The organism is Gemmatimonadota bacterium, assembly GCA_040388535.1.
Classification (GTDB): Bacteria; Gemmatimonadota; Gemmatimonadetes; order Gemmatimonadales; family GWC2-71-9; genus Palsa-1233.
This window is the reverse complement of the sequence record JAZKBR010000002.1, coordinates 407,757-430,233: the sequence shown is the minus strand read 5'-3', so window position 1 is coordinate 430,233 and position 22,477 is coordinate 407,757. Positions and strand designations below refer to the sequence as shown.

At 66.6% G+C, this 22,477-nt stretch carries 23 protein-coding genes; 20 read left to right on the top strand and 3 right to left on the bottom strand.

Annotation, left to right across the window (positions count from 1 at the left end; all coding sequences use genetic code 11):
- The 3 genes from V4558_05450 to V4558_05440 are packed head-to-tail and all read right to left on the bottom strand — an operon-like array spanning position 1 to position 2,944.
- Positions 1–1,656: an ATP-binding cassette domain-containing protein gene (locus V4558_05450; protein ID MES2304928.1), complete on the bottom strand. Its 1,656-nt coding sequence runs from the start codon at positions 1,654–1,656 to the stop codon at positions 1–3.
- On the bottom strand, positions 1,656–2,378 hold the full coding sequence (locus tag V4558_05445; GenBank protein ID MES2304927.1) for an energy-coupling factor transporter transmembrane component T: 723 nt from the start codon (positions 2,376–2,378) through the stop codon (positions 1,656–1,658). The genes V4558_05450 and V4558_05445 overlap by 1 nt, the downstream gene beginning before the upstream one ends.
- Complete coding sequence (locus tag V4558_05440) at positions 2,375–2,944, bottom strand: hypothetical protein (protein MES2304926.1); 570 nt, start codon at positions 2,942–2,944, stop codon at positions 2,375–2,377. Before V4558_05440 ends, V4558_05445 begins: the two co-directional genes overlap by 4 nt.
- 66 nt (positions 2,945–3,010) lie before the next feature.
- Here V4558_05440 and V4558_05435 point away from each other — a divergent pair, with 66 nt between their 5' ends.
- The 20 genes from V4558_05435 to V4558_05340 all read left to right on the top strand — a co-directional run bounded on the left by V4558_05435 (position 3,011) and on the right by V4558_05340 (position 22,465).
- Positions 3,011–3,469 carry a GAF domain-containing protein gene (locus V4558_05435; GenBank protein ID MES2304925.1) on the top strand — a complete coding sequence of 153 codons (459 nt, stop codon included), beginning with the start codon at positions 3,011–3,013 and terminating at the stop codon, positions 3,467–3,469.
- Positions 3,469–4,317, top strand: coding sequence for an alpha/beta fold hydrolase (locus tag V4558_05430; protein ID MES2304924.1), 849 nt, complete (start codon positions 3,469–3,471; stop codon positions 4,315–4,317). The genes V4558_05435 and V4558_05430 overlap by 1 nt, the downstream gene beginning before the upstream one ends.
- The gene (locus V4558_05425; protein MES2304923.1) at positions 4,314–4,961 is read left to right on the top strand and encodes a hypothetical protein; all 648 of its coding nucleotides are present in this window, start codon (positions 4,314–4,316) and stop codon (positions 4,959–4,961) included. The genes V4558_05430 and V4558_05425 overlap by 4 nt, the downstream gene beginning before the upstream one ends.
- A 3-nt stretch (positions 4,962–4,964) precedes the next feature.
- On the top strand, positions 4,965–6,683 hold the full coding sequence (gene polX / locus V4558_05420) for a DNA polymerase/3'-5' exonuclease PolX (protein ID MES2304922.1): 1,719 nt from the start codon (positions 4,965–4,967) through the stop codon (positions 6,681–6,683).
- 43 nt (positions 6,684–6,726) lie between these two features.
- On the top strand, positions 6,727–7,362 hold the full coding sequence (nth, locus tag V4558_05415) for an endonuclease III (protein ID MES2304921.1): 636 nt from the start codon (positions 6,727–6,729) through the stop codon (positions 7,360–7,362).
- Between the two features lie 128 nt (positions 7,363–7,490).
- Positions 7,491–7,940, top strand: a complete 450-nt coding sequence (locus V4558_05410) for a peptidylprolyl isomerase (protein MES2304920.1) — start codon at positions 7,491–7,493, stop codon at positions 7,938–7,940.
- 65 nt (positions 7,941–8,005) lie between these two features.
- Positions 8,006–8,353, top strand: a complete 348-nt coding sequence (locus V4558_05405) for a hypothetical protein (protein ID MES2304919.1) — start codon at positions 8,006–8,008, stop codon at positions 8,351–8,353.
- Positions 8,354–8,433: 80 nt separating this feature from the next.
- A complete protein-coding gene (locus V4558_05400; protein ID MES2304918.1) occupies positions 8,434–8,943 on the top strand; it encodes an HD domain-containing protein in 510 nt (169 codons plus the stop codon).
- Complete coding sequence (locus V4558_05395; GenBank protein ID MES2304917.1) at positions 8,940–10,352, top strand: phospholipase D-like domain-containing protein; 1,413 nt, start codon at positions 8,940–8,942, stop codon at positions 10,350–10,352. The genes V4558_05400 and V4558_05395 overlap by 4 nt, the downstream gene beginning before the upstream one ends.
- A gap of 28 nt (positions 10,353–10,380) precedes the next feature.
- Positions 10,381–10,935, top strand: coding sequence for a sigma-70 family RNA polymerase sigma factor (locus V4558_05390; GenBank protein MES2304916.1), 555 nt, complete (start codon positions 10,381–10,383; stop codon positions 10,933–10,935).
- Complete coding sequence (locus V4558_05385; GenBank protein MES2304915.1) at positions 10,928–11,251, top strand: hypothetical protein; 324 nt, start codon at positions 10,928–10,930, stop codon at positions 11,249–11,251. Before V4558_05390 ends, V4558_05385 begins: the two co-directional genes overlap by 8 nt.
- A complete protein-coding gene (locus V4558_05380; protein ID MES2304914.1) occupies positions 11,248–11,724 on the top strand; it encodes a hypothetical protein in 477 nt (158 codons plus the stop codon). Before V4558_05385 ends, V4558_05380 begins: the two co-directional genes overlap by 4 nt.
- Positions 11,711–13,078: a TolC family protein gene (locus V4558_05375; GenBank protein MES2304913.1), complete on the top strand. Its 1,368-nt coding sequence runs from the start codon at positions 11,711–11,713 to the stop codon at positions 13,076–13,078. Before V4558_05380 ends, V4558_05375 begins: the two co-directional genes overlap by 14 nt.
- 32 nt (positions 13,079–13,110) lie before the next feature.
- Positions 13,111–13,836: an ABC transporter ATP-binding protein gene (locus tag V4558_05370; GenBank protein ID MES2304912.1), complete on the top strand. Its 726-nt coding sequence runs from the start codon at positions 13,111–13,113 to the stop codon at positions 13,834–13,836.
- Positions 13,833–15,341 carry an efflux RND transporter periplasmic adaptor subunit gene (locus V4558_05365; GenBank protein ID MES2304911.1) on the top strand — a complete coding sequence of 503 codons (1,509 nt, stop codon included), beginning with the start codon at positions 13,833–13,835 and terminating at the stop codon, positions 15,339–15,341. The genes V4558_05370 and V4558_05365 overlap by 4 nt, the downstream gene beginning before the upstream one ends.
- Positions 15,342–15,344: 3 nt before the next feature.
- Entirely contained in the window at positions 15,345–16,556 is a 1,212-nt protein-coding gene (locus V4558_05360) for an ABC transporter permease (protein ID MES2304910.1), read from the top strand.
- 231 nt (positions 16,557–16,787) lie between these two features.
- Entirely contained in the window at positions 16,788–17,954 is a 1,167-nt protein-coding gene (locus V4558_05355) for a hypothetical protein (protein ID MES2304909.1), read from the top strand.
- Positions 17,955–17,990: 36 nt separating this feature from the next.
- Complete coding sequence (locus tag V4558_05350) at positions 17,991–18,689, top strand: response regulator transcription factor (protein ID MES2304908.1); 699 nt, start codon at positions 17,991–17,993, stop codon at positions 18,687–18,689.
- Entirely contained in the window at positions 18,686–20,122 is a 1,437-nt protein-coding gene (locus V4558_05345) for an ATP-binding protein (GenBank protein ID MES2304907.1), read from the top strand. The genes V4558_05350 and V4558_05345 overlap by 4 nt, the downstream gene beginning before the upstream one ends.
- A 54-nt stretch (positions 20,123–20,176) precedes the next feature.
- A complete protein-coding gene (locus V4558_05340; GenBank protein ID MES2304906.1) occupies positions 20,177–22,465 on the top strand; it encodes a DUF5916 domain-containing protein in 2,289 nt (762 codons plus the stop codon).
- The last annotated feature ends 12 nt before the right edge of the window (positions 22,466–22,477 follow it).

Here is a 22,477-nt window from a genome sequence, read left to right as displayed (position 1 = left end):
CTACATCCGCCGGGCTGAGGTAAGTACGCTGACGATTGATTTACGCCGATCCGCACCGATCGGCAGCCCCAGCTGGAGGGCGACTGCGAGCGCCGCCGGCCGGGTCAGGTCGCGGTCATTCAACAGATCGCGGACCGGGCCATCGAAGGTGATCGCCCCCTGCTCGAGGTGGAGGCCGCGGTCGAGCGCCTCGTGAGCGAAAGTCGCGTCGTGGGTGATGGCCAGGACGGCCCCCCCTCGTGCCACCCGGCTCCGCACTGCGGCTGTCACCCGGCCGCGAGTCGCGCCATCGAGACCGGCCGTCGGCTCGTCCAGCAAGAGGAGTATCGGATCGGTCACCAGGATTGACGCGAGCGCCACCAGCCGGCGACGGGGGAGCGGCAGGTCGTAGGGGTGTTCCGCCGCCACGTCGAGGAGTTCGAGCTCGGCGAGCACCGCGTCGGTCGCGGCGCGAATCCGGGCGGCATCCCATCCCGCGAGGGTCGGTGCCACGGCACACTCGGCCCGGACCGACGAAGCAAAGAGTTGGCGCTCTGGCTGCTGGAAGAGGAAGCCGACTCGTGGCGCCAGATCTTCTGGCCCCCGGCCGCGGGTATTCTCGCCCAGCGTCTCGACCTTGCCGGCGCTCGGTTGCTCCAGCGCCATCGCGAGTCGGAGTAGTGTCGATTTGCCTGCGCCATTCTGCCCGAAGAGTCCCACCGCTGCACCGGCGCCGATGCGAAGCGAGGTCTGCCGCAGCACCGGCGCGCCACCGGCGTACGCGAATTCGACCTGTTCAAGCAGGAGTCGATCTCCAGCGATGGCGGGCACGGCGACGTCAGCGGTCGGCCGGTTCGGTTCGGAATTTCCGACGAGCGCGAGAAGCGCCGGCGTCGTGAGCGGATACGGCGTGTCGAACTGTGCCGCCGCTGCGATCGTGGCGGCATCCGTGGTGCTCGCTCCAGTGGCCGGCAATGCAGGGCCAGCGAGCAGCGTTTGCGGGGCGCCATCGAGCGCAACCCTGCCGCGTCGCATCACAACCACTCGATCGGCAACATCGAGCATCGCATCGGCGTCGTCGCAGCTCACGACCACCGTCGCGCCATCACGCGCGAGTTCGCGAAGCAAGAAGCCGACAGCAATCCGGCTCGCTCGATCGAGGGCCGAAAAGGGTTCATCGAGCAACCACGCGCGCGGCGCGGCCGCCAGCAATGCGGCGATCAATACACGCTGCGTTTCGCCGCCGGAGAGTGCACCGGGAGCGCGCTCGGCGAGATGCGCGACGTGCAATCGTTCCATCGCACGGTCTGCCGCCTCCAGGATGCGATCGCGCGGCCAGCCGAGATTCATCGGGCCAACCGCGACCTCGTGTCGCACGCTCTTCGCGACGCCACTCAGCTGCAATCCCGGCGACGGGCCGAGATAAGCGACTCCGTCACTGAGCGGATGACGCACCGCCGGATCGTGCCCATCCGAGGTGACCACGCCACTGCGCTCGCCGCCGGTGATGCGCGGTGCGAGGCCGGCCAGGGTAAGCAACAGGGTGCTGGTGCCGCTGCCGAGTGCACCAGTGAGCCAGGTCACCTTGCCGGGTTCGATGGCGATGTCGACGCGCTCCAGCGCGAGGTGTTCCTGTGCCGGATATCGAAACGAGAGCTGCGTCGCCGTGAGACGCATCAGCCGCGCAGCCGCCAGTATGCGGTGGCGAGCACCACGAGGAGCGCCCCCCAGCGGATGGTGCGATCGAGGAGGGAGTCGTGCGGTGGGTCGATCGCGGTGCGCGCGGTGTGCGCCGTCAGTCCGCGCGATTCGAGCGCGAGGGTGCGATCATCGGCTTCGGTGAGTGAGGCGAGCAGCAGCGGAAAGACCAGCGCGGGCACGGCGCGCGCACGCACGGCGAGTGATCCGCGCACGCGCAGGCCGCGGGTGCGCTGGGCTTCGCGCAGTCGACGCGCCTGATCGCCGAAGCGATCGGCGGCATCGAGCGTGGCCACCAGCAGGAAGGCGGCGCTCCACGGCCAGCGTCGTTCGATGGCGGCCTGCAGGAAACGATGCGGATCGAAGAGCTCGGCGAAGGCGATCGATGCGGTCACGATGGCGCCGAGTCGGCTTCCCTGTTCGAGCGTCCAGGCGAGCCCGGCTTGCGACAGTGTGCCGCCCCACGGCATCGCGATGCGCGGCGCTTCACCGAGGACGCCGTGCATCACGAAGAGCAGGATCCAGAGCGGCACGATCACGAGCAATCCGAGCCAGATCGCCCGCTTCGCGCCGACAATCGCCGCCGCGGCGCAGATCGCGAGGTAGAGGGCGATGGTCGCGCGGGGTGCCGGCAGGATCAGCGCCAGGGCAATCAGCGCGAGCGCCACCGCGCCACCCGTGAACGGATGTGCGCGCTTCACCGTCCCACCGCTCGAGCGGCGATCGGGAATCGGCCAAGGATGCGCTTGGGCATCGCGCGGAGGAGCGCCCCGACGACCAGGAAGGCGATCGTCTTGTCGAGGATGTCGGTGATCAGCGAGGCCACCACCACGGCCGTGGAGAGTGGCAGGCCCAGGCCGCGGAGCAGGGCGCCGATGGCGGTGACGCCGCCGACCGTGACCCCGCGAAAGAGCAGGTAGGAGATCGCGGCCGAGATCAGGCCACAGCCGACTCCGCACGCGGCCCCCCATGCCGCGCTCCGGAACGGCGTCGCGAAACCGCCGCGGTGTGCCGCCAGCGCCGCCAGCAGGGCGATGGCCCACTGCACCGCCACGAACGGGAGCCAGATGTACCCCGACAGCATCCCCGCGAAGAGCTGGCTCACGGTGCCAACGAGCGCGCCGCCGGGCAGCCCCGTGAGGACGGCCACAAGCATCGTTCCCAGCGTGTCGAGGTACACCGGGAGGGAGAGCTCTGCTGCAATCCGGCCCACCACCAGGTTGATGGCGACGGCGGCCGGCACGAGCGCAAAGAGGCGAGGTGACATGCGGGGGTGGGAGCCCGAGGTGAAGATTGGTAGAATCTAGACGGTCTGACCCCGGGAAAGCCTGATATGCCAGCAGTCCTCGATGCCGCTCACGTCGTCAAGCGTCTCCATTCCGCCTTCAGCAAGGAGACGCCGCGGCGGGAGATGCTCACCCTCGCCGCCGAACTCATTCGCGAGTCGGGGGCGCCCTATACGTCGGTGTACCTCTACATGCTGCACGGCTCGGAGCTGGTGCTCGAGGCGTGGAGCGGCCGTGACACCGAGCACGATCGCATTCCCGTGGGGAAAGGCGTGTGCGGCACGGCCGTGGCCACTGGCGAAGACCAGAATGTCGGCGACGTGCAGGGACGCGAGAACTACATCGCCTGCAATCTCTTTACCCGATCGGAGCTCGTCGTCCTGATCCGGCGCGGCACTCATATCCTGGGCCAGATCGACGTCGACTCCGACGTGCTCGATCCGTTCACCGAGGATGAAGTCCACGCCGTGCGTCAGGTGGCCGAGGCACTCGCGGTCCTGCTCTGATGGCCGCCACGGACGCAACAACATTCACACGCCAGGTGCGCGGCGTCTCGATCTTCGAGCGGCGGATCGGCAGTGGCCCCGAGGTGGTTGTATTGCATGGCGGCCCCGGAGCGCATCACGATTATCTGCTGCCCGGGTTCGATCGTCTCGCGCACGGCCGCACCCTCATCTACTACGATCAACGCGGCGGCGGGCAGTCCGCGGTGGCGCGCGATGTGCCGGTGGGATGGCGCGAGCAGGTCAACGATCTTGAGGCGCTGCGCGACGTGTGGGGGCTGGAGCAACTCCATCTCGTCGGCTATTCGTGGGGCGCGTTGCTGGCGATGCTCTACGCGGTGACCTATCCCGCACGCGTAGCCTCTCTCGCGCTGGTCTCACCCGCACCCGCTGCCAAGGCCGAGCGACTCGGCTACGAAGCCGCGCTGGCGGCGCGCAACAACACGCCGGCACTGCAGGCCGAACGCGCCGCGTTGCAGGCGAGCGGTCTCCGCTCTCGCGACCTCGCGGCGTACAATCAGCGCCTCTTCGAACTGGCCGTGGCGGGATATTTCCACGACCCGGCGCGCTCGCGGGAACTCACGCCGTTCCGGATCACCGGCCGGACCCAGCAGGAAGTCTGGAATTCGCTTGGCGACGATTTCGATATCCGTCCGGCGCTCGAGCGGCTCACGGTGCCGGCGCTCGTGGTCCACGGCGATGATGATCCGATTCCACTGTCGACGGCGGAGGCGACCGCTGTGGCATTGCGAGCGCCCCTGATCGTCCTTCCGGCGTGCGGTCACGTGCCGTACGTCGAAGCCGAGGAGGAATTTGTGGCCGCACTCGATCCCTTCCTGCCCAGCGAATGACATCACCTGCCTCCGACCCGTTCCAGCTCGTCTTCGGCATTCTGGCCGAGGAGCGCTTCCCGGCCATCCGCGCGGCGGTACCAGCGGAGGTTGATCTCGACACCTTTCTGCTGTCGGGGCCAGCGGTGGAAGTGCTGCGCGACCTGCGCCCCGACGAAGGCCTCGGCGATGGCATCGACGAGTTCGTCGCCTTCGTCCACTCGGCGTATCGCTTCTGGGACGCGGGATGCCCACTGCGGGCGCTGAACGAGGCCGAGACCCGCGCGCTGTGCAGTGCGACCAGCAGCGCGGTGGACGCGGCCGCGTTGCCGTTGGCGACCGTGGCGTACATTCAGGTGGCGCCGCGACTGATCTGGGGCCAGCTCGACGACGGCGACGTCTTCGAACCGCTCGATGGCTGGTTCGTGATACCGGTGAACGGCGGCCTGCGCATCGTGGCCTGCTTTGGCGTGCATCCTGGTCGCCCTGGGCTTTCGCTCCTGGTGGTCGAAGGAGGCGCACCGGGGCCGGTACAGCGCGAGGATGGCAGCGCGCTCTTTGCGCCGATGATGCCGGGTGGCGATACCGCGGGACTCTTTGCGGTGGTTGCTCCGGAAGAACTTCTATTGCTCGCCTGGCGTGCCGCCGGTCGAGCGGAGGAATAGGTCATGGCGGTGATGGATCGGACCGGTGTCGCGCGCGCACTCGAACAGATTGCCGCGTACCTCGAGCTCAAGGGGGAGAACACCTTTCGCGTCCGGGCCTTCACCGGTGCGGCCAAGACGGTGGAAGGGTTTCCGGGCGAACTCGACCCCGCGATCGCCGACGGCTCGCTGGCCGAGGCGAAAGGGATCGGACCCGCCATCCTGCAGGTGATCACCGAACTGGTGCAGACTGGCCGCGCGGAACTGCTCGAGGAATTGCGCGAAGATGTTCCGCCGGGGCTGGTCGAGATGCTCGCGATTTCCGGCCTTGGTGTCTCGAAGATCCGCACAGTGCACACCACGCTCGGCATCGAGACGCTTGCCGAGCTTGAGGTTGCCGCGCGCGATGGTCGCCTCGCGGCACTCCCGCGCTTCGGCCAGCGCACCGCCGAAAACATTTTGCGTGGGATCACCTTCCTGCGTGCGGCGAGCCAGTGGCGGCTCTCTCATCACGCGGCGCAGGAAGCGCACGCGGTGGCGGAGGCGCTGGGCAAGCTGCCGCACATTCTCTCCGTACACGTTGCCGGTGATGTCCGGCGACGTGCCGAGGTCGTGCGCGACCTGGAAATCGTGCTGGTGGCCGATGCGCCCGCGGAAGAAGTCTTCCGGCAGCTCGCGTCATTTCCCGGTGCGAGCGAAATCGCCGGACAGGATGAGCGACGCGCGACGCTCCGGCTCGCTGGCGGCAGCAGTGTGCAGGTGATCGTGACACCGCCGCAGAATCTCGGCGCCGTGCTGGTCCAGGCCACAGGCGCAGATGGCCATCTCGCGGCGCTCGCGCAGCGTGGCAAGGAGCTGGGTTACAACCTCGCGGGCACTGCGCTCTGGAAGGGGAGCCAGTTCATTCCGACGCCCACCGAAGAGGCGCTCTACGCCGCACTCGGATTGCCATGGATTCCGCCGGAGCTGCGCGAGAGCGGTGCCGAGCTTGGGCTGCCGGTGCCGGCGCTGCTCACGCGGGGTGACCTGCGCGGCTTCCTCCACTGTCACACGACGTATTCCGATGGCAGCAACAGCGCGGCCGAGCTCGCGGCCGCGTGCCGGGCCGAGGGGTACGAGTATGTCGGCATCACCGACCACTCGCGTGCGGCCGCGTATGCTGGTGGAATGACGCCCGATGATCTTCGCCGGCAATGGGATGAGATCGACGCGCTCAACGCGACCAATCCCGGCATCCGGGTGCTCAAGGGGATTGAAAGTGACATCCTCGTCGATGGGCTGCTTGACTATCCCGACGACATTCTCGCGGGATTCGATTTCATCATCGCATCAATCCATTCGCGCTTCAACCTCAGCGAACAGGAGATGACCGACCGGGTTTGTCGCGCGATGGAGTCGCCCTACATGACCATCCTCGGGCATCCTACCGGGCGCCTGTTGCTGGCGCGCGAACCGTACCCCATCAATCTCGACCGGGTGTTCGAGGTCGCGGCTCGCAACAAGGTCGCCATCGAGATCAATGCCGATCCGCACCGTCTCGATCTCGACTGGCGCGTGCTGGGTCGAGCGCGTGCGGCAGGAGTGGCGATCTCGATCGGCTCCGACGCGCACAACCTCGCTGGGCTCGCGAACGTGGAGTACGGCGTCGGCATCGCGCGCAAAGGCGGCCTCGGCCCGCCCGATCTCCTCAACTGTCGCGACACGGCCGGCTTCCTCGCCTTCGCCGCGGCGCGGCGGCCCTGATCGAGGGCGCGTGCTGAAGCGGGGCGGGCGCGAATCGGCAGCGCTGCGAAAGGAGCGCGCCCTCGAGATCCTGGCGCGGCTCAAGGCGGAATATCCCGCCGCGCATTGCGAGCTGACCTTCACCACGCCGTTCGAGTTGCTGGCCGCGACGATTCTCTCGGCGCAGTGCACCGACGTCCGAGTGAATTTGGTGACGCCTGAACTCTTCCGCCGCTGGCCCGACGCGTTCGCGCTCGCCGCGGCGCAGCAGGCCGAGGTCGAGGAAGTGATCCGATCGACCGGCTTCTTCCGCAACAAGGCGAAGAGCCTGCTCGGGATGGCGCGCGCGCTGGTCGCCGACCACGACGGCGTGGTACCCCGCTCGATGGCGGAACTGCGTCCCTTGCCTGGAGTGGGCCGCAAGACCGCCAATGTGGTGCTCGGCAACGCCTACGACAGCCAGGAAGGGGTCACTGTCGATACCCACGTCCTGCGGCTGACACGCCTGCTGAAGCTCACGCGCGAGAGCGACGCCGAAAAGGTCGAGCGCGACCTGATGGTACTGATTCCAAAGGATGACTGGACGCTGATCTCGCATCTGCTGATCTGGCATGGGCGGAGGGTCTGCATTGCGAACCGGCCGAGGTGCGATGCGTGTGTGCTCGCGGATATCTGCCCGAGCAGGCAGGATGACAGATGACTGATGACAGATGACGGATGACCGCTTGCGGCGAATCCGTGCCCCTCAAGAGATTGGCCATTATCCGTCATCTGTCATCTATCATCCGTCATCGTATATTTGAGTTCAACCCCAATAGGATCCATCGAATGGCTAAGACTGCGATCATTGAAACCGAGAAGGGTACCATCACCGCCGACCTGTTCGACGCGGACGCCCCGGGCACGGTTGCGAACTTCGAGAAGCTGGGTAACAGCGAGTTCTACGACGGCACCCGATTCCACCGCGTGATCAGCAACTTCGTGATCCAGGGGGGCGATCCGCTCTCGAAGGATCCCAAGAATCCGCGCGTGGGGACCGGTGGGCCGGGCTACACCATCAAATGCGAGACCGACACCAGCAAGCACAAGCACAGCGCCGGATCGCTCTCGATGGCCCACGCCGGGAAGAACACCGGTGGGTCGCAGTTCTTTATCGCGCACTCGCCGCAGGCACACCTCGACGGAGTCCACACCGTCTTCGGGCAGGTGACCAGCGGGATGGATGTCGTGAACGCGATCCGTCAGGGCGACGTGATCACCTCGATTCGCGTGAGCTGAGTACGCTCGTCGATCTTGCGGTTCTCGCCGATTACGCCCTGGTCGACCAGCAGGGGAAGCTCTCCGTGCTGGGGATCTGGCGACAGGTCGTGGTCGGCCAGGTTCCCGCGATGCATCCACGGGCGCACCTGGTGCTGCACTTGCGCGGCAGGCGCACCGAACTCGGGAGTCATGAGCTCGCGGTGCGTCTGGTCGACCCCTCGGGCGAAGTGTTGCTCGAGCAGGCCGGCGTCATGGATGTCAACGAGCCGCCTGCCGGCGTCGTCGACGTCGAGACGTCGGCCGTCTTCGTGTTTGATCTGCCATTGCCGCTCGCCGGCGACTACGTCTTTCTGGTCTCGCTTGATCACGTCGAAGCGGCGCGGGTGCCATTTCACGTGGGAGTCGCCGTGATGCCGACGGGGATGCATTGAGCGCGCACGCGGATTGGCCGCGGGAGCGGGCTTGGGAGCTGGTGAGCAGCTGGACGCCGTCGGCGGCGCTGCGCGGACATATGCGCGCGGTGGAAGTGGTGATGCGGCATATGGCGCCAAGGTACGGCGCTGACCCCGAATGGTGGGGCGTGGTCGGGTTGCTGCACGACTTCGACTACGAACGCTATCCCAACAACGATCGCGCCGCCGACCAGGAACATCCCACCGAGGGCGTACGCTACCTTCGGTCGCACGGATTTCCCGAGGATGGCTGCGAGGCGATTCTCGGGCACGCAGAGTTCACCAATACGGCGCGGGTGAGTGACCTCGCGCGCGTCCTCTTCGCGATCGATGAACTGACGGGTTTCGTGGTGGCGTGCGGGCTGGTGCGACCCTCGAAGTCGCTGCTGGATCTCGAGCCGCCGTCGGTACTCAAGAAGCTGAAGGACAAGGGCTTCGCGCGCGGCGTCAATCGCGATGACGTGCGCAACGGCGCCGAACAGCTTGGCGTGCCGCTCGATGCGCTGGTGACCGACGTGCTCACTGCCTTGCGTCCGCACGAACGGGAGTTCGGCCTGGGCAGCCCGTGACCGCGATCCTTGCCGAGGGTGAGAGCTCCGGCGAGGCGTTGAATCGCGCCGTGGGTCGCGCGTCCGGCACCCACTCCATCGCCGGCAACCGCGTCGAGATGCTGATTGATGGCGCCGCGAACTACGCCGTGATGCACGCGCAGATTGCCAGCGCGACGACGCGGATTCATCTCGAGAATTACATCATTCACGCCGATGCCACGGGGCAGGCCTTCGCCGATGCCCTGATGGCGCGCGCGCGCGAGGGCATCAAGGTAAGGGTGCTCTACGACTGGCTCGGCTGTGCCGGTACGCCGCGCCGCTTCTGGCGGGAACTGCGCGAGGCGGGCGCGGAAGTGTGTGCCTTCGGTCCGCCGTCATGGCGGGATCCGCTGCTGCTTGCGTCGCGCGACCATCGCAAAGTCTTTGTCGTCGATGGCTGTCGCGGTGTCACCGGTGGCCTCTGCATAGGTGATGAGTGGATCGGCAATCCGGAGAAAGGGATCCAGCCGTGGCGGGACACCGGCGTCTCGATCGAGGGTCCCGCCGCGCGGCTGCTCGACGCCGCCTTCGAAAGCGCCTGGAAGTTTGCCGGCGGCAGCGCGATTCCCTCCGACGAGATCAACGGCAATGTGCCCCCGATGGGCGACATCGCGGTGCGCGTCGTCGCCACGGAACCGGGTCGTGAGCGTGCCTATCGCACCATTGACCTGCTCCTCGGCGTCAGCGCGTCGAAGGTGTGGGTCACCGAGGCGTATCTGGCGGCGCCGCAGCGGCTCTACCAGGCCTTCATCGATGCTGCGAGGGATGGGGCCGATGTCCGGATTCTCCTCCCCGGCGCGAGCGATATCCGGATGGTGCGGAACCTGACCCGGGTGGGCTATCGCGGACTGCTCAAGGCCGGGGTCCGGCTCTATGAATGGCAGGGGCCGATGCTCCACGCCAAGACAATCGTCGCGGATGGTCGCTGGGTTCGGGTCGGGTCGAGCAACATGAACGCCTCCTCGCTGCTCGCGAACTGGGAGCTCGACGTCTTCATCGAGGATCCCGCCCTGGCCAAGGAGATGGAGAAGCAATTCCACGAGGACCTGACCCTCGCCAGTGAGGTCGTCCGCCGACCGCGCCGGATCGCCACGCTCTTCGGTCGGGAGATCCCGCCGGCCCTGGCCCACGAGAAGCGGCCGGTTCACGGGCACCCGACCCACCAACGGACCTTCCGCGAACGGCGTCGGCAGGCGATTGTCACGGCTGGCGGGTTGATCCGAGGCGCCCGGGCGACCCTGTTCGGCCCCCTCGCGCTGGTGTTGCTGGCGGCCGCTGCCCTCTTTGTCCTCTTTCCGGTGCCTGCGGCCTACGTGGCGGCAGGGCTGGCAACCCTTACTGCCGCGGCCTTGATTGTCAGGGCACTGGGCCACCGGGGGCGGACTTGAAGCTCAACGGACCCAGGGTTTCCCGCGTATGACCGGCGTGGATGAAGCCGAGCTCGCCGCTCGGGCTGCGAGGGGCGATGCAGAGGCTTTCGGAGGGCTGGTGGCCCTCCACGCGCCGATGGCCCGCCGTGTTGCCTATGCGGTACTGGAAGACAGTGAAGATGCCGATGATGCCGCCCAGGAAGGGTTTCTCTCGGCCTGGCAGGCGATCGGCCGGTACGACCCCAAGCGGGCGTTCCGTCCCTGGCTGATGCAGATCGTGGTCAACGCGGCCAAGGATCTCCGACGAAGGCGAAGGGTCCGCGCCGCCGACCCGCTCGACCATGTGGCGGCGGCCTCGCGCGACGACCCGGCCCGGGAAGTCGGCGCGATGGACCTGGGAGAGCGGCTCAAGAGCGCGCTCGCGACCCTGCCGGAGCGGCAACGATTGGCCGTGGTGCTGTTTGATGCTGAAGGGTATTCGCAGGCGGAGATTGCCACCCTGCTGGGGATCCCCGAAGGAACCGTGAAGTCTGATGTTTTCCACGGAAGAAGGGCGCTCAGGAAAGTGCTTGGATCCGTGAAGGAGGAGTGGGATGAGTGATCTGTCGCCGTTCAATGACGCACCTGACCTGAAGCTTGGGGCAGCGATTCGCGATGCCCTGACGTTGCCGCACGACGGCGCGTTCGTGGCTCGGGTGCGCGCCCGGCTCGGCAAGCCGGCGTGGGAAGACGAGCTGGCGGGCTGGTTCTGGCAGGGGCTGGTCGCAGCATCGCTGGCGACGGTGCTGGCGGGGTGGGGATGGTCCAGGGTTGCGACCACCGCGACGACTGAGGCATCGGTGGCCAGTGAGCTCCTTGAAGGCTCACGCCCCGGTGCGGACATCCTCCTCGTCGCGATGACGTCGGAGTCGCGGTGAGCAGCGCGACTCGCACACGGGCGATGGTGCTGCTGATCGTTGCCTTTGTGGCTGGAACGGTGGTCGGTGTGGTGGGGCTCACGGCGGCCTTCCGTGCCGGCAAAGCCGATTTCATCTGGCGTGGTCAGGGAGGAAGCCGGGGTCCCGGAGGGGTGCCCGGTGGTTATGCGGCGTGGGTTGCCAAGGAGCTCGACGCCAGCGCGGTACAACGGGACAGCATTGCTGCCATTTTCAAGCGGGGTACCGCCGCCATGGATACCATCCGGCGGAGCATCGGTCCCCAGGTCGATTCGCTCTTCGAGTCGATCCGGCCGAGCGTCGAAACCGTCCGGCAGCAGTCCCGTACCGAGGTCCGCGCACTCCTGACTCCCCCGCAACAGGTAAGGTACGACTCTATGAACACGGCTATGGATGAGAACCGCAAGAAGCAGCGCGAACAGTCGCCCCGCGGAGGTCCGCGTGGTCCGCGCTAACCGTCCGCTGCGTTTCGCACTCGTTGCAGCGCTCCTCGCACTTCCCGGCATGGCGCAGGCTCAGGGCAATCAGCCCTCGCAGGCATTGCAGAGCCTTCCGCCGATGGCCCCGGCACCGCAGTCGGTGACGCTGGCGCAGGCGCTCCAGCGCTCCGAGCAGGTGTCACCGACGGTGGTGCAATCGGCGAACAGCATTCGCAGCGCCGAGCTGCAGGTGCGCACGGCCAAGTGGCGCTTCGTCCCGCAGCTGAGCTTCACGCCGCAGGCCTCGCTGCTGATGAGCTCGGGTGACTCGCGCCTCGATCCGGTCACGGGCGAAGTGATCAGCGGCAACAGCTCGAATCCGAACTACGGCTTCAACGTGACCGCGACGCTGCCGATTTTCGACGGCTTCATCCGGAACTACGATCTGAAGGCCGCGCGGGCACGCGAGGATGCGGCGACGTCGACGCTGGTGTCGACCAAGTTCACCAACACGCTCAACGTCACCAACACCTTCCTCACGGTGCTGGCCGACAAGCGCCTGCTCGCCGTCGATTCGACGGCCGTGCTCAGCGCCGAGCAGCAGTACAACGTTGCAGTGGCCAAGCTGCGGGCCGGCTCGGGAAGCATCTCCGACTCGCTCTCCGCGCTGGTCTCGCTCAACAACGCCAAGTTCACGATGCTCGGCCACCAGAACACGCTGGCCACCGACGAGGCCCAGCTCGGCCGCGCGATCGGCGCTGATGGCCGCGTGGGCGCGGTCGATGATCCCGCGTACTATCAGCTGCCGGCGGCCATCGACACGCTCTCGCTCCGTCGCGATGCGCGCGCGTCGTCGCCCCAGCTCCGCGCGGCGCAGGCGACCCTCGAGGCGCTGCGACAGGCGACCAAGTCGAACAAGGCGCAGTACTTTCCGAACCTCAGCATCAGCGTCGGCGACAACTTCACGGCGAACAAGCAGAGCGACTACTCCCTCAAGGGGCGCAAGTCGCTCAACCTCGGCCTCACGATCACGCCGTGGACCAACTTCGCGCGTGAGACCCAGATCGAGAACGCCCAGATCCAGGTCGAGAACCAGCAGGCGTCGCTCCTCGATCAGCAGCACCAGATCGACGCGAACCTGACGGCGCAGTTCGCCGCGATCTCGAACGCACAGGCGCAGATCCAGCTGTCGGAAACGTCGGCCACGGCGGCCGAGACGAACCTGCGGGTCGTGACGGCGCGGTATGGCCAGGGTGTGGCCACCATCACTGAACTGTTGCAGGCCCAGACCAACCTGACGCAGGCGCAAGTCAATGCGGTGCAGGCGCGTTACGCCTACCTCCGCGCCAAGGTCCAGATCGAGAGTATTCTCGGGCGGAGTCTGCCGTAATGAAAAAGGATCTGCGCGACACTGCCGAACGGATGGCAGCACTCCCGGCCGACGTGCCGCGCGATGCCGTGATCGTGACCCGGAACCTGCAGCGCGAATACCTGATGGGGACCGAACGGGTCCGCGCGCTGCAGGGTGTCGACATCACGATCCGGCGCAACGAGTTCGTGGCGATCATGGGGCCGTCCGGCTCCGGCAAGTCGACGATGATGAATCTCATCGGCTGCCTCGACACGCCCTCGGAAGGCGAATACTGGCTCAACGGCTATCGCGTGAGCGAGCTGGATGACGATGCGCTGGCCCGGATCCGGAACAAGGAGATCGGCTTCGTCTTCCAGACGTTCAACCTGCTCCCGCGCGCCTCGGCGCTCGCGAACGTCGAGCTGCCCATGGTGTATGCCGGCGCCTCCGGCAAGGAACGCCGCGAGCGCGCGAAGGAAGCGCTCTCGCAGGTTGGTCTCGGCAACCGCATGGATCACAAGCCGAACGAACTGTCGGGTGGTCAGCGCCAGCGTGTGGCGATTGCCCGGGCGCTGGTGAACCGGCCGTCGATCCTGCTCGCCGACGAACCGACCGGTAACCTCGACTCGGCGACCTCCGAGGAAATCATGGCCCTGTTCGAGACACTGCATCGTCAGGGTCAGACCATCATTCTCGTTACTCATGAACCTGATATTGCCGCACACGCCAAGCGCCAGATCGTCCTCCGGGACGGCAAGGTGTCCAGCGACGGCAGTAGTGTGGAGGCTGTCGCGTGAAGCTCGCTCGTGTGTTGCCCCTCGTCGCTCTTGTTGGTGCCTGCAGCAAGCCCGCTCCGCTCCCGGTCTATCAGGCCGTGGCCGTCGAGCGGCGTGATATCATCGTCACCGCGCAGGCCGCCGGTGCCGTGAACCCCGACACGGTCGTCCAGGTGAAGTCGAAGGCCTCGGGCGAAATTCTCGATGTGAAGGTCCAGACCGGCGATTTCGTAAAGCGCGGCACCCTGATGGTGCAGGTCGACCAGCGGATCCCGCAGAACGACATGCAGACCGCCCAGGCCAATCAGGAAGTGGCCAAGGCGCAGCTGGCGAACGCGCAGGGTCAGCTCAACCGCGCGAAGGAACTCTTCACCGCCAAGGCGATCACCCAGCAGGAGCTGGAGACCGCGACGCTCGCGGTGGCGAATTCCAAGGCCGATGTGGTGCGCCAGACCATCGCCCTCGAGAATGCCAAGATCACCCTCGGCGACACCCGAGTGCTCGCGCCGATCTCCGGTACCGTGATCGAGCAGCAGGTGCAGCGCGGCAACGTGATCTCCTCGCCGAACACGGCGAGCGGCGGCACGGTGCTGCTGACAATGGCCGACCTCTCGCTGGTGCAGATCAAGACCTACGTCGACGAAACCGACATCGGCAAGCTGCGTGCGGGCCTGCCGGCCAACGTCACCGTGAATGCGTTCCCGAATCGTCCGTTTCGCGGCGAAGTGCTCAAGATCGAGCCGCAGGCCGACACGATCCAGAACGTCACGATGTTCCCGGTGCTGATCCGCATCGACAACAAGGACGGGCTGCTCAAGCCGGGAATGAACGCCGAAGTGAAGATGCAGGTCGGCGAGCGGAAGAATGTGCTGGCCGTGCCAAACGCCGCGCTCCGCACCGAGCGTGACGTGAAGAGCGCGGGTACCGTGCTCGGCATCGCCGATGCCGACCTGACGCGGATGCTCGCCGAGGCGAAGGCCGCCGTCGAGCCGGCTCCCACGGCCGGCGATAGCGCCAAGAAGGAAGTGCTTCCGGCCGGCGACCCGTCGGCTGCAGCGCCGAAGGGTGATGCGGCGGCCAGGCAGGGCGGCGCGAAGCAGGGCGCGGGCGCGCCCGCGGCCGGGGGTAATGGAGGTGGGAACGGTGGTGGCAACCCGGCTGGCGCGGGGACGGGTGGCGGCAATCGCGGCGGCGGGATGCGTCGGGGCGGCGGTGGTGGCAACGCCGAGTTCGGCGGCACCTACATCGTCTTCGTGCAGCGCGCTGGAAAGCCGGTGCCCGTCTACGTGAAGACTGGCCTTACCGACCTCGACTACTCCGAAGTGAAGTCGGGTCTCACCGAGAAGGATTCGGTGCTGATGCTGCCGAGCGCCTCGTTCGTGCAGTCGCAGCAGGATCTGCAGACGCGGATGAAGGGCGCCGCCGGCGGGCTTCCGGGCCAGTCGACCACGCCTCCTGCCGCAGGTGCCCGGCCGGCTGGCGGTGCAGCACCGGCCGGCGGTGGCAAAGCTCCGGGCGGGAGGTAGTAGATGCTCATCGGCGAAACTGTTCGTGTGGCATTCCAGAGCATTCGCTCGAACAAGTTGCGCGCGATGCTCACCATGCTCGGCGTGATCATCGGCGTAGCCGCCGTGATCACCGTGGTGGCGATGGGCAGTGGCGCCCAGAAGGCGGTGCAGGACCGGATCAACTCGCTCGGCGCCAACCTGGTGACCATCAACCCGGGTCAGGGATTCTCGATGGGCGCCGCGCGCGGCGACGGCGCCCCGATGTACGTCAAGGACGCGGAAATGCTGAAGCGTGACGCGACGACGCTCACGGCGGTTGTGCCCGAGATGGGGCGCAATCAGCAGGTGGTGTTCGGCAACAAGAACATCAACACCAGCATCGTGGGCACCTCGGCGAACTATGCCGGTGCGCGCAACTACACCATCACCGCGGGCCGGATGTTCAGCGACGGTGATGACGCGGCGCAGCAGCGCTACGCCGTGATTGGCGCCGATGTACCCAAGCTGCTCGACGCCAACGGTCCCGCGATCATCGGCCAGACGCTCGCGATCCGCGGGATTCCGTTCGAGATCATCGGCATTCTCAGCGCCAAGGGCTCGCAGGGCTTTCAGAATCCGGATGAACAGATCCTGATTCCGCTCAGCACCGCGCGTTACCGTGTCTTCGGCACCGACCGTCTCCGCTCCATTTCGGTGATCGTGAACGAGAAGCTGCCGATGGAACAGGGAATGGTCGACGTCGAGCGGATCATGCGGCGCGAGCACAAGATCCGCCCGGGCGGCCCCAACAATTTCCAGATCCGTTCGCCCAAGGAGTTCCTGGCGACGTCGGCACAGAACGCCGAGACCTTCTCGACGCTGTTGCTCTCGATTGCCGCGGTATCGCTGCTCGTCGGCGGCATCGGCATCATGAACATCATGCTGGTCTCGGTTACCGAGCGCACCAAGGAGATCGGCATCCGGAAGGCGCTCGGCGCTACCAAGCTGACGATCCTGAGCCAGTTCCTGATCGAGGCCCTGGTGCTCTGCGTCTCCGGTGGCGTCCTCGGCATTGCCCTCGGCATCGGGATGTCGGTGTTCGTGAGCAAGCAGTACGGATCGACCACGCTGATCTCGCCGACGGCCATCATCGTGGCCTTCATGTTCTCGGCACTGGTCGGGTTGTTCTTCGGACTCTGGCCGGCACGGCGCGCGGCGTCGCTGGACCCTATTCAGGCCTTAAGGTACGAGTAGAATTCCGTCGTATGGGGCGCAGCATGCTGCGCCCCTGCGGCGGCGCTTTGGTGTGCGATTGGTAGGATCGCGGACGGCTGCGCCCCCCACGCGGCGCCCCGATGCGCGACTGGAATGATCCCAACGAACCGCCCCTACCCCAGGGGCGGTTTTCGTTTCGCCCCCCTTCACACGGTCTTAACACGGCGCTCGTAGAATGCCCGCATACACCCTCTCGTGGAGAGCAGGCTCATGCGTAGCGCATCATCCATCCGGTTCGCCCTGTTTGCGGTTCTCGTGGCGACCGGCCCCCTCGCGGCGCAGGTGCGCGAGATTCCCCTCGGCGCTCCGAACGCGTCGCATCCATTCGAGTTCTCTCTCATCCGCGGCGTGCGCGAACAGGCCAATGGCAGCATTCTCGCTGCCGCCTCACTCGACGGCGTGTTGATGCGAATCGACCAGGCCTTCAAGCGCACTGATACCCTCGGCCACAAGGGCCGCGGACCAGGCGAGTATCTCCAGCCCGATGGCATCTGGCCACTCGCTGCTGATTCCTCGCTGCTGGTAGATCTCGGCAACAACCGGCTCACGCTGGTGGCGCCCAATGGCAAGCTCGGGAACACGACACCGATCATGGGGGGCGAAGGCGGTGGCGCCGGCGGGCCTGGTGGTGGCGTTACGGTGATGATTCCGGGCGGCGTCGATCGCACCGGCGGGATCTACTTCCGCGGCGGACCGGGGAGCGACTCGGTTGCCCTCAACCGCTTTGACCGCGCAACCCAGAAGACCACGCGCATTGCGAGTCTCAAGGCCGCCGAGATGAAGCGGACCGAGTCGGGAAGCGCCAACTCGCGACAGCAGCGGATGTCGCCGGTGCCGCTTGCGGCCGCCGATGGCTGGGCGGTGAGCCAGGCGGGTACGGTGTTCCTGGTCCGGAGCGGAACCTATCGCGTCGAGGTGATTCCTCGTGGCGGTGCCCGGCGCGTCGGGGCCCCGGTGGCCTACACGCCGGTGAAGATCGGCGAGGCAGAGCGGAAGGAGTATTCGGAGGATCTGGGTCGGAGCGGGCAGATCAACATTGGCGTCGAGAATCGCAACGGCGAACAGACCTTCTCGCTGTCGCGCGGTCGGCCTCGTGGTGATGATGGGCCGGCGGCCTCGTCGTTCCCGGCCACCAAGCCCCCGTTCGATCCGAGCCAGCTCTTTGTCGATGGCAAGGAACGCCTCTGGGCCCGGCGCTATCAACCGGCTGGCAAGACGGCGCTCTATGATGTCTTCAACGATCAGGGGGCTCTCGTGACGAGCGTCCGCCTTCCCGCCGACCGGATCGTGGTAGGGATGGGTGCGGCCTCGGTCTACGTGGCGCATATCAACAGCGATGACCTGCAGCTGCTTGAGCGCTACCCGCTCCCACTATGATCCAGTAGCGAACGAGGGGAGATCGCCGTGGGAGCAATGGTGCCGCAGGCCGGTCGGATCCTGGTCGTCGAAGATGATGCCCGGACGGCTGAAGTGATTGCGCTGTACCTGCGACACGCCGGACACCAGGTGTGGGTCGAGGGGGATGGCACGCGCGCGCTCGAGCGTGCACGGGCCAGCACCTTCGACCTACTGATCCTCGACCGGATGCTTCCCGGCGTCGATGGACTGACCCTGTGCCGGCAGCTCACCGCCGAGAGCGGCGTGCCGGTCATGATGGTCACGGCGCGCACCCTCGAAGAGGAGCGACTCGAGGGGTTCGAGGGGGGCGCCGACGACTACATCACCAAGCCCTTCTCGCCGCGTGAACTGGTGGCGCGCGCCAACGCGATCCTGCGGCGGACGCCACCGGGGCAGCGCGACCTGGTTCGCGCCGGCATCCTGCAACTCGATCTCGAGCGTCGCGAGGTGAGGGTGGGCGATGCGCTCCTCGAGGTGACTCCGAGCGAATTCGAAATCCTGCACGCACTCGCCGAACATCCTGGGCGTGTCTGTTCACGGGCGGCATTGCTGAACCGGCTGCCGGGCCGCTCGCGCGAAGCGCTCGACCGGACGGTCGATGTGCACGTCCGCAACCTCCGTCGGAAACTCGAGCCACTGGTGACGGCACCCGACGCCTTCATCGAGACCTCCTTTGGCCAGGGCTATCGACTCGGCGCGGAGGCCGTCACGTGAAATCGCTGCAACTACGATTCTTCGTCGTGGTCTGGCTCTTCGTGGTTGCGGCGATGGTCGCCCTCGCGTTACTGGTCGGTCGGTGGTCGATCACCGAACTCGAACGGGTCTCGGTCGAGACGCGGATCGATCGCCGGCTCGACTCGCTCACCCGGTCCCTCATCGGCGCAGTGGAGGCCGTCACACCGGGCGATTCGGTTGGCGTCTCGGCGGCGCTTGGTCGTATTACCGCCGCAGACAGCATGTTGCTTGGCGGCGCCGTGCTCGATCGCGATGGGCGCGTGCTCGGCACCTCGATCCCCGATCTCGCCGCGGATGCCCTGCAGCTTCGCGGTGGCGGGATGGTGAGCTACGCCCAGTCGGTCACCAAGGGCTCGGCGACGCAGCGGATCATGGTCGCCATTTCGGGGCACCCGTTCGGCACCGCCTCGGCGCCGAAGACGCTGGTGCTGATTCCGGCGCTCAAGCGTTCGGTGAGTTCGAGCCGGCTGTCAGGACGCAGCCCCTCGGAGGAGCTGAGTCGCCGGATCGCGATTGCGGTGCTCGTGGGTTCGTTACTCTCGGCCCTCGTGACGGCGCTGATCGCGCGTCCGCTCCTCGGTCGAGTCGGGGCACTCTCGCGTGCCACGGCTGCGCTTCGCGAAGGGAAGCTGGACTCGCGAGTGGAAGTGCGTGGGGATGATGAAGTGGCCGAGCTCGGTCGGTCGTTCAACGCGCTGGCCGAAGAGCTCGGCGCATCGGAGGCACAACGGCGACAGATGGTGACCGATGTTGCGCACGAACTGCGGACGCCGCTCACCAACATCATCGGGCTGGTCGAGGCGGTGCGCGATGGACTGCGCGCCCCGGATGACTCCCTGATGCTCGCCCTGCAGGAAGAGGCCGGGCTCCTCAACCAGCTGGTCGATGACCTGCGCGACCTCTCGCTCGCCGATGCGGGCGAGTTGCCGCTCAGCCTCGAGGCGCTCTCTGCCGCGGAAGAATTGCGGCGGACCGCTGCGGCTTTTCCCCCAGTGCCGGGCGAGGCCACGATCGAGGTCTCCGTGGGCGAAGACGGCCTGACCGTGCGCGCCGATCGTCGACGGTTGGGGCAGATCCTCCGGAACCTGGTCCAGAACGCCCGGCGCTATTCTCCTGATGGGGGCACGGTGACGCTGTCGGCATCACGGGTCGGTGAGATGGTGCGGCTTGCCGTGGCCGATACGGGTATCGGCATCGCGCCCGAGCACCTGCCGCACGTCTGGGAACGGTTCTACCGGGTCGATGGCTCGCGCGCCAAGAGCACGGGGGGAATGGGGCTTGGCCTGGCGCTGGTGAGCCGGCTCGCGGCGGCGCAGGGCGGGCGTGTCGGCGTGGTTTCGGAAGCGGGGCGGGGGTCGACCTTCTGGGTAGAGCTCCCTTTGCCGGGATCCACCCGCGCCCTGATGGTGTAAGGGGACGTTCGCAGTATGGGCCCAGCATGCTGCGCCCCTTATCTTATCGCCCCTATGAAACCCACTTTGTCGTTGTTGCTCCTGGTCGCCCTTCCGGCGGCTCTCGTCGCCCAGACCGTTGCCCCGGCTCCAGCGGTGAAGCCGCCCAGGGTCGAGGCCGAGATCGTGCTCGATGGCGTGCTCGACGAGCCGGTGTGGCGGCAGGCAGCGCGGCTGGATCATTTCTACCAGACCCGGCCCGTCGATGGCCGTCCGGCCGAAGACTCCACCGTGGTGCTGGTCTGGTATTCGCCCACGGCGATCCACTTTGGGATCCTCGCCTACGATCGCGACCCGTCGTCGGTGCGCGCCACGCTCGCCAAGCGCGATAACATCGCCAGCGACGACCAGGTGAGTGTCTATCTCGACACCTTCAACGACCGGCGCCGCGCCTACTTCTTCGGCAGCAATGCCTACGGCGTGCAGGACGATGGCGTGCGCAGCGAGGGCGGTTTTGCGGCAAGCGCCGGGATGATCTCCGGCACCATCGACCGGAACCCCGATTTCCTCTGGCAGAGCAAGGGACAGCGCACCTCGTTCGGTTACGCCATCGAGATGCGGATCCCGTTCAAGTCGCTGCGTTATGCTGGTGGCGCGCAGCAGACCTGGGGCATCAACGTCGCGCGGACGACACAACGCACCGGTTACGAAGACACCTGGACCGACGTGCGCCGTGCGAGCGCCTCCTTCCTGGCACAGGCCGGCACCATCGAAGGGATCCACGACATCAAGCGCGGCGTCGTCACCGAGATCCAGCCGACGATCACCGCGAACCTGCCGGGCGTGCGCGATGCCAGCGGCAATTTCGATCGCGGCGACCTCAAGACTGATGTCGGCGGTAACTTGCGCTTCGGCTTCACCAATGTCACCCTCGACGGCACCATCAATCCCGACTTTTCGCAGGTCGAGTCGGATGCCGGGTTGGTGACGATCAACGAACGCTTCGCGCTCTTCTTTCCGGAGCGGCGACCGTTCTTCCTCGAGGGGATCGAACTCTTCGCTGCGCCAAACAACCTCGTCTACACCCGCAGCATCGCGAATCCGTTGGCGGGCGCCAAGCTCACCGGCAAGTTCGGGCACTACACGGTAGCGCAACTCAACTCGATCGACGAAGTGCGCGATGCACCCAATGCTTTCGTGAACATGACGCGTGTGCGCCGTGATGTCGGCGCCAACTCGGTCGCCGGCCTCACGCTCACCGATCGCGAGCAGGACGGCGCCTTCAATCGCGTCGTCTCGGCCGATGCCCGCCTCGTGTTCAAGAAGCTCTACTACTTCCAGACCCAGCTCGCGAACTCATGGACCCGCGATTCGCGCACCGGCGACACGCGCTCGGCGCCGCTCTGGGATATGGAGGTCGACCGGACTGGCCGCGCCTTCGGTTTCAACTACCACCTCACGGCGTTCGACAAGGAGTTCGAGGCGCGCAGCGGTTTCGTGAATCGCGTGGGGATCCTGCAGGGGCGCGCGTTCAACCGGTGGTCGATCTACGGCGCCCGCGGCGCGTTCATCGAGCAGTTCACCCTCTTCGGCGGATCGAACCAGATCTGGAAGTACGGCGACTTCATCACCGACAAGTCGATCGAGGGCGCTGCGCAGCTCAACTGGAGCTTCCGCTTCCGTGGCGGCTGGAACGTGAGCGGACAGTTCTCCGAAGGGTTCGCCCGTTTCGAGCGGAACAACTACACCAACTACACCGTGGCCGGGCCGACCTCGACGCTCCCGTTCGCCCTCGCGAGCGGTGTCTTCGATCAGTGGAGCGGCAATGCGAGCATCTCGACGCCGCTCTACAAGCAGTTCGATGCCTCGATCTCGACCAACCTTGGTCGCACACCGATCTTCCCCGAGGCGGCACAGGGTGAAGTCACCACGCTCCGCGGGTCGGTGAACCTGCGGCCGACGCCGAGCACCCGGCTGTCGGGAACGGTGACGTGGACCAAGCTGGCGCGCGCGGCGGATGGGAGTGAATTTGCGAGAACGGTGATTCCCCGCGTGAAAGTCGAAGTGCAACCGAATCGTGCCCTCTTCTTCCGGCTGGTTGGGGAGTATCGTTCCGAGCGGCAGGCAGCCCTGCGCGACCCGGCCACGGGCTATGCGATTCTCGTGGATGGCACGCCGGCCGGTGCGACCAAGCGGAATCGCCTTCGCATGGACTGGCTCGCGTCGTATGAGCCGACGCCGGGCACCGTGGCCTTCCTCGGCTACGGCTCCACGCTCGATGGCGACCAGACGCTCACGTTGCAGAACCTGCGGCGCCTCGATGATGGCTTCTTCCTGAAGGTGGCGTACCTCTTCCGACGGTAAGCGGAGGGTGAG

Bases quoted from the DNA above. Each gene is read 5' to 3' on its own strand.
- V4558_05450 (MES2304928.1), bottom strand. From the start codon at position 1,656: ATGCGTCTCACGGCGACGCAGCTCTCGTTTCGATATCCGGCACAGGAA.
- V4558_05440 (MES2304926.1), bottom strand. From the start codon at position 2,944: ATGTCACCTCGCCTCTTTGCGCTCGTGCCGGCCGCCGTCGCCATCAAC.
- V4558_05435 (MES2304925.1), top strand. From the start codon at position 3,011: ATGCCAGCAGTCCTCGATGCCGCTCACGTCGTCAAGCGTCTCCATTCC.
- V4558_05430 (MES2304924.1), top strand. From the start codon at position 3,469: ATGGCCGCCACGGACGCAACAACATTCACACGCCAGGTGCGCGGCGTC.
- V4558_05425 (MES2304923.1), top strand. From the start codon at position 4,314: ATGACATCACCTGCCTCCGACCCGTTCCAGCTCGTCTTCGGCATTCTG.
- polX (MES2304922.1), top strand. From the start codon at position 4,965: ATGGCGGTGATGGATCGGACCGGTGTCGCGCGCGCACTCGAACAGATT.
- V4558_05410 (MES2304920.1), top strand. From the start codon at position 7,491: ATGGCTAAGACTGCGATCATTGAAACCGAGAAGGGTACCATCACCGCC.
- V4558_05400 (MES2304918.1), top strand. From the start codon at position 8,434: ATGCGCGCGGTGGAAGTGGTGATGCGGCATATGGCGCCAAGGTACGGC.
- V4558_05390 (MES2304916.1), top strand. From the start codon at position 10,381: ATGACCGGCGTGGATGAAGCCGAGCTCGCCGCTCGGGCTGCGAGGGGC.
- V4558_05385 (MES2304915.1), top strand. From the start codon at position 10,928: ATGAGTGATCTGTCGCCGTTCAATGACGCACCTGACCTGAAGCTTGGG.
- V4558_05370 (MES2304912.1), top strand. From the start codon at position 13,111: ATGGCAGCACTCCCGGCCGACGTGCCGCGCGATGCCGTGATCGTGACC.
- V4558_05360 (MES2304910.1), top strand. From the start codon at position 15,345: ATGCTCATCGGCGAAACTGTTCGTGTGGCATTCCAGAGCATTCGCTCG.
- V4558_05355 (MES2304909.1), top strand. From the start codon at position 16,788: ATGCGTAGCGCATCATCCATCCGGTTCGCCCTGTTTGCGGTTCTCGTG.
- V4558_05350 (MES2304908.1), top strand. From the start codon at position 17,991: ATGGTGCCGCAGGCCGGTCGGATCCTGGTCGTCGAAGATGATGCCCGG.
- V4558_05340 (MES2304906.1), top strand. From the start codon at position 20,177: ATGAAACCCACTTTGTCGTTGTTGCTCCTGGTCGCCCTTCCGGCGGCT.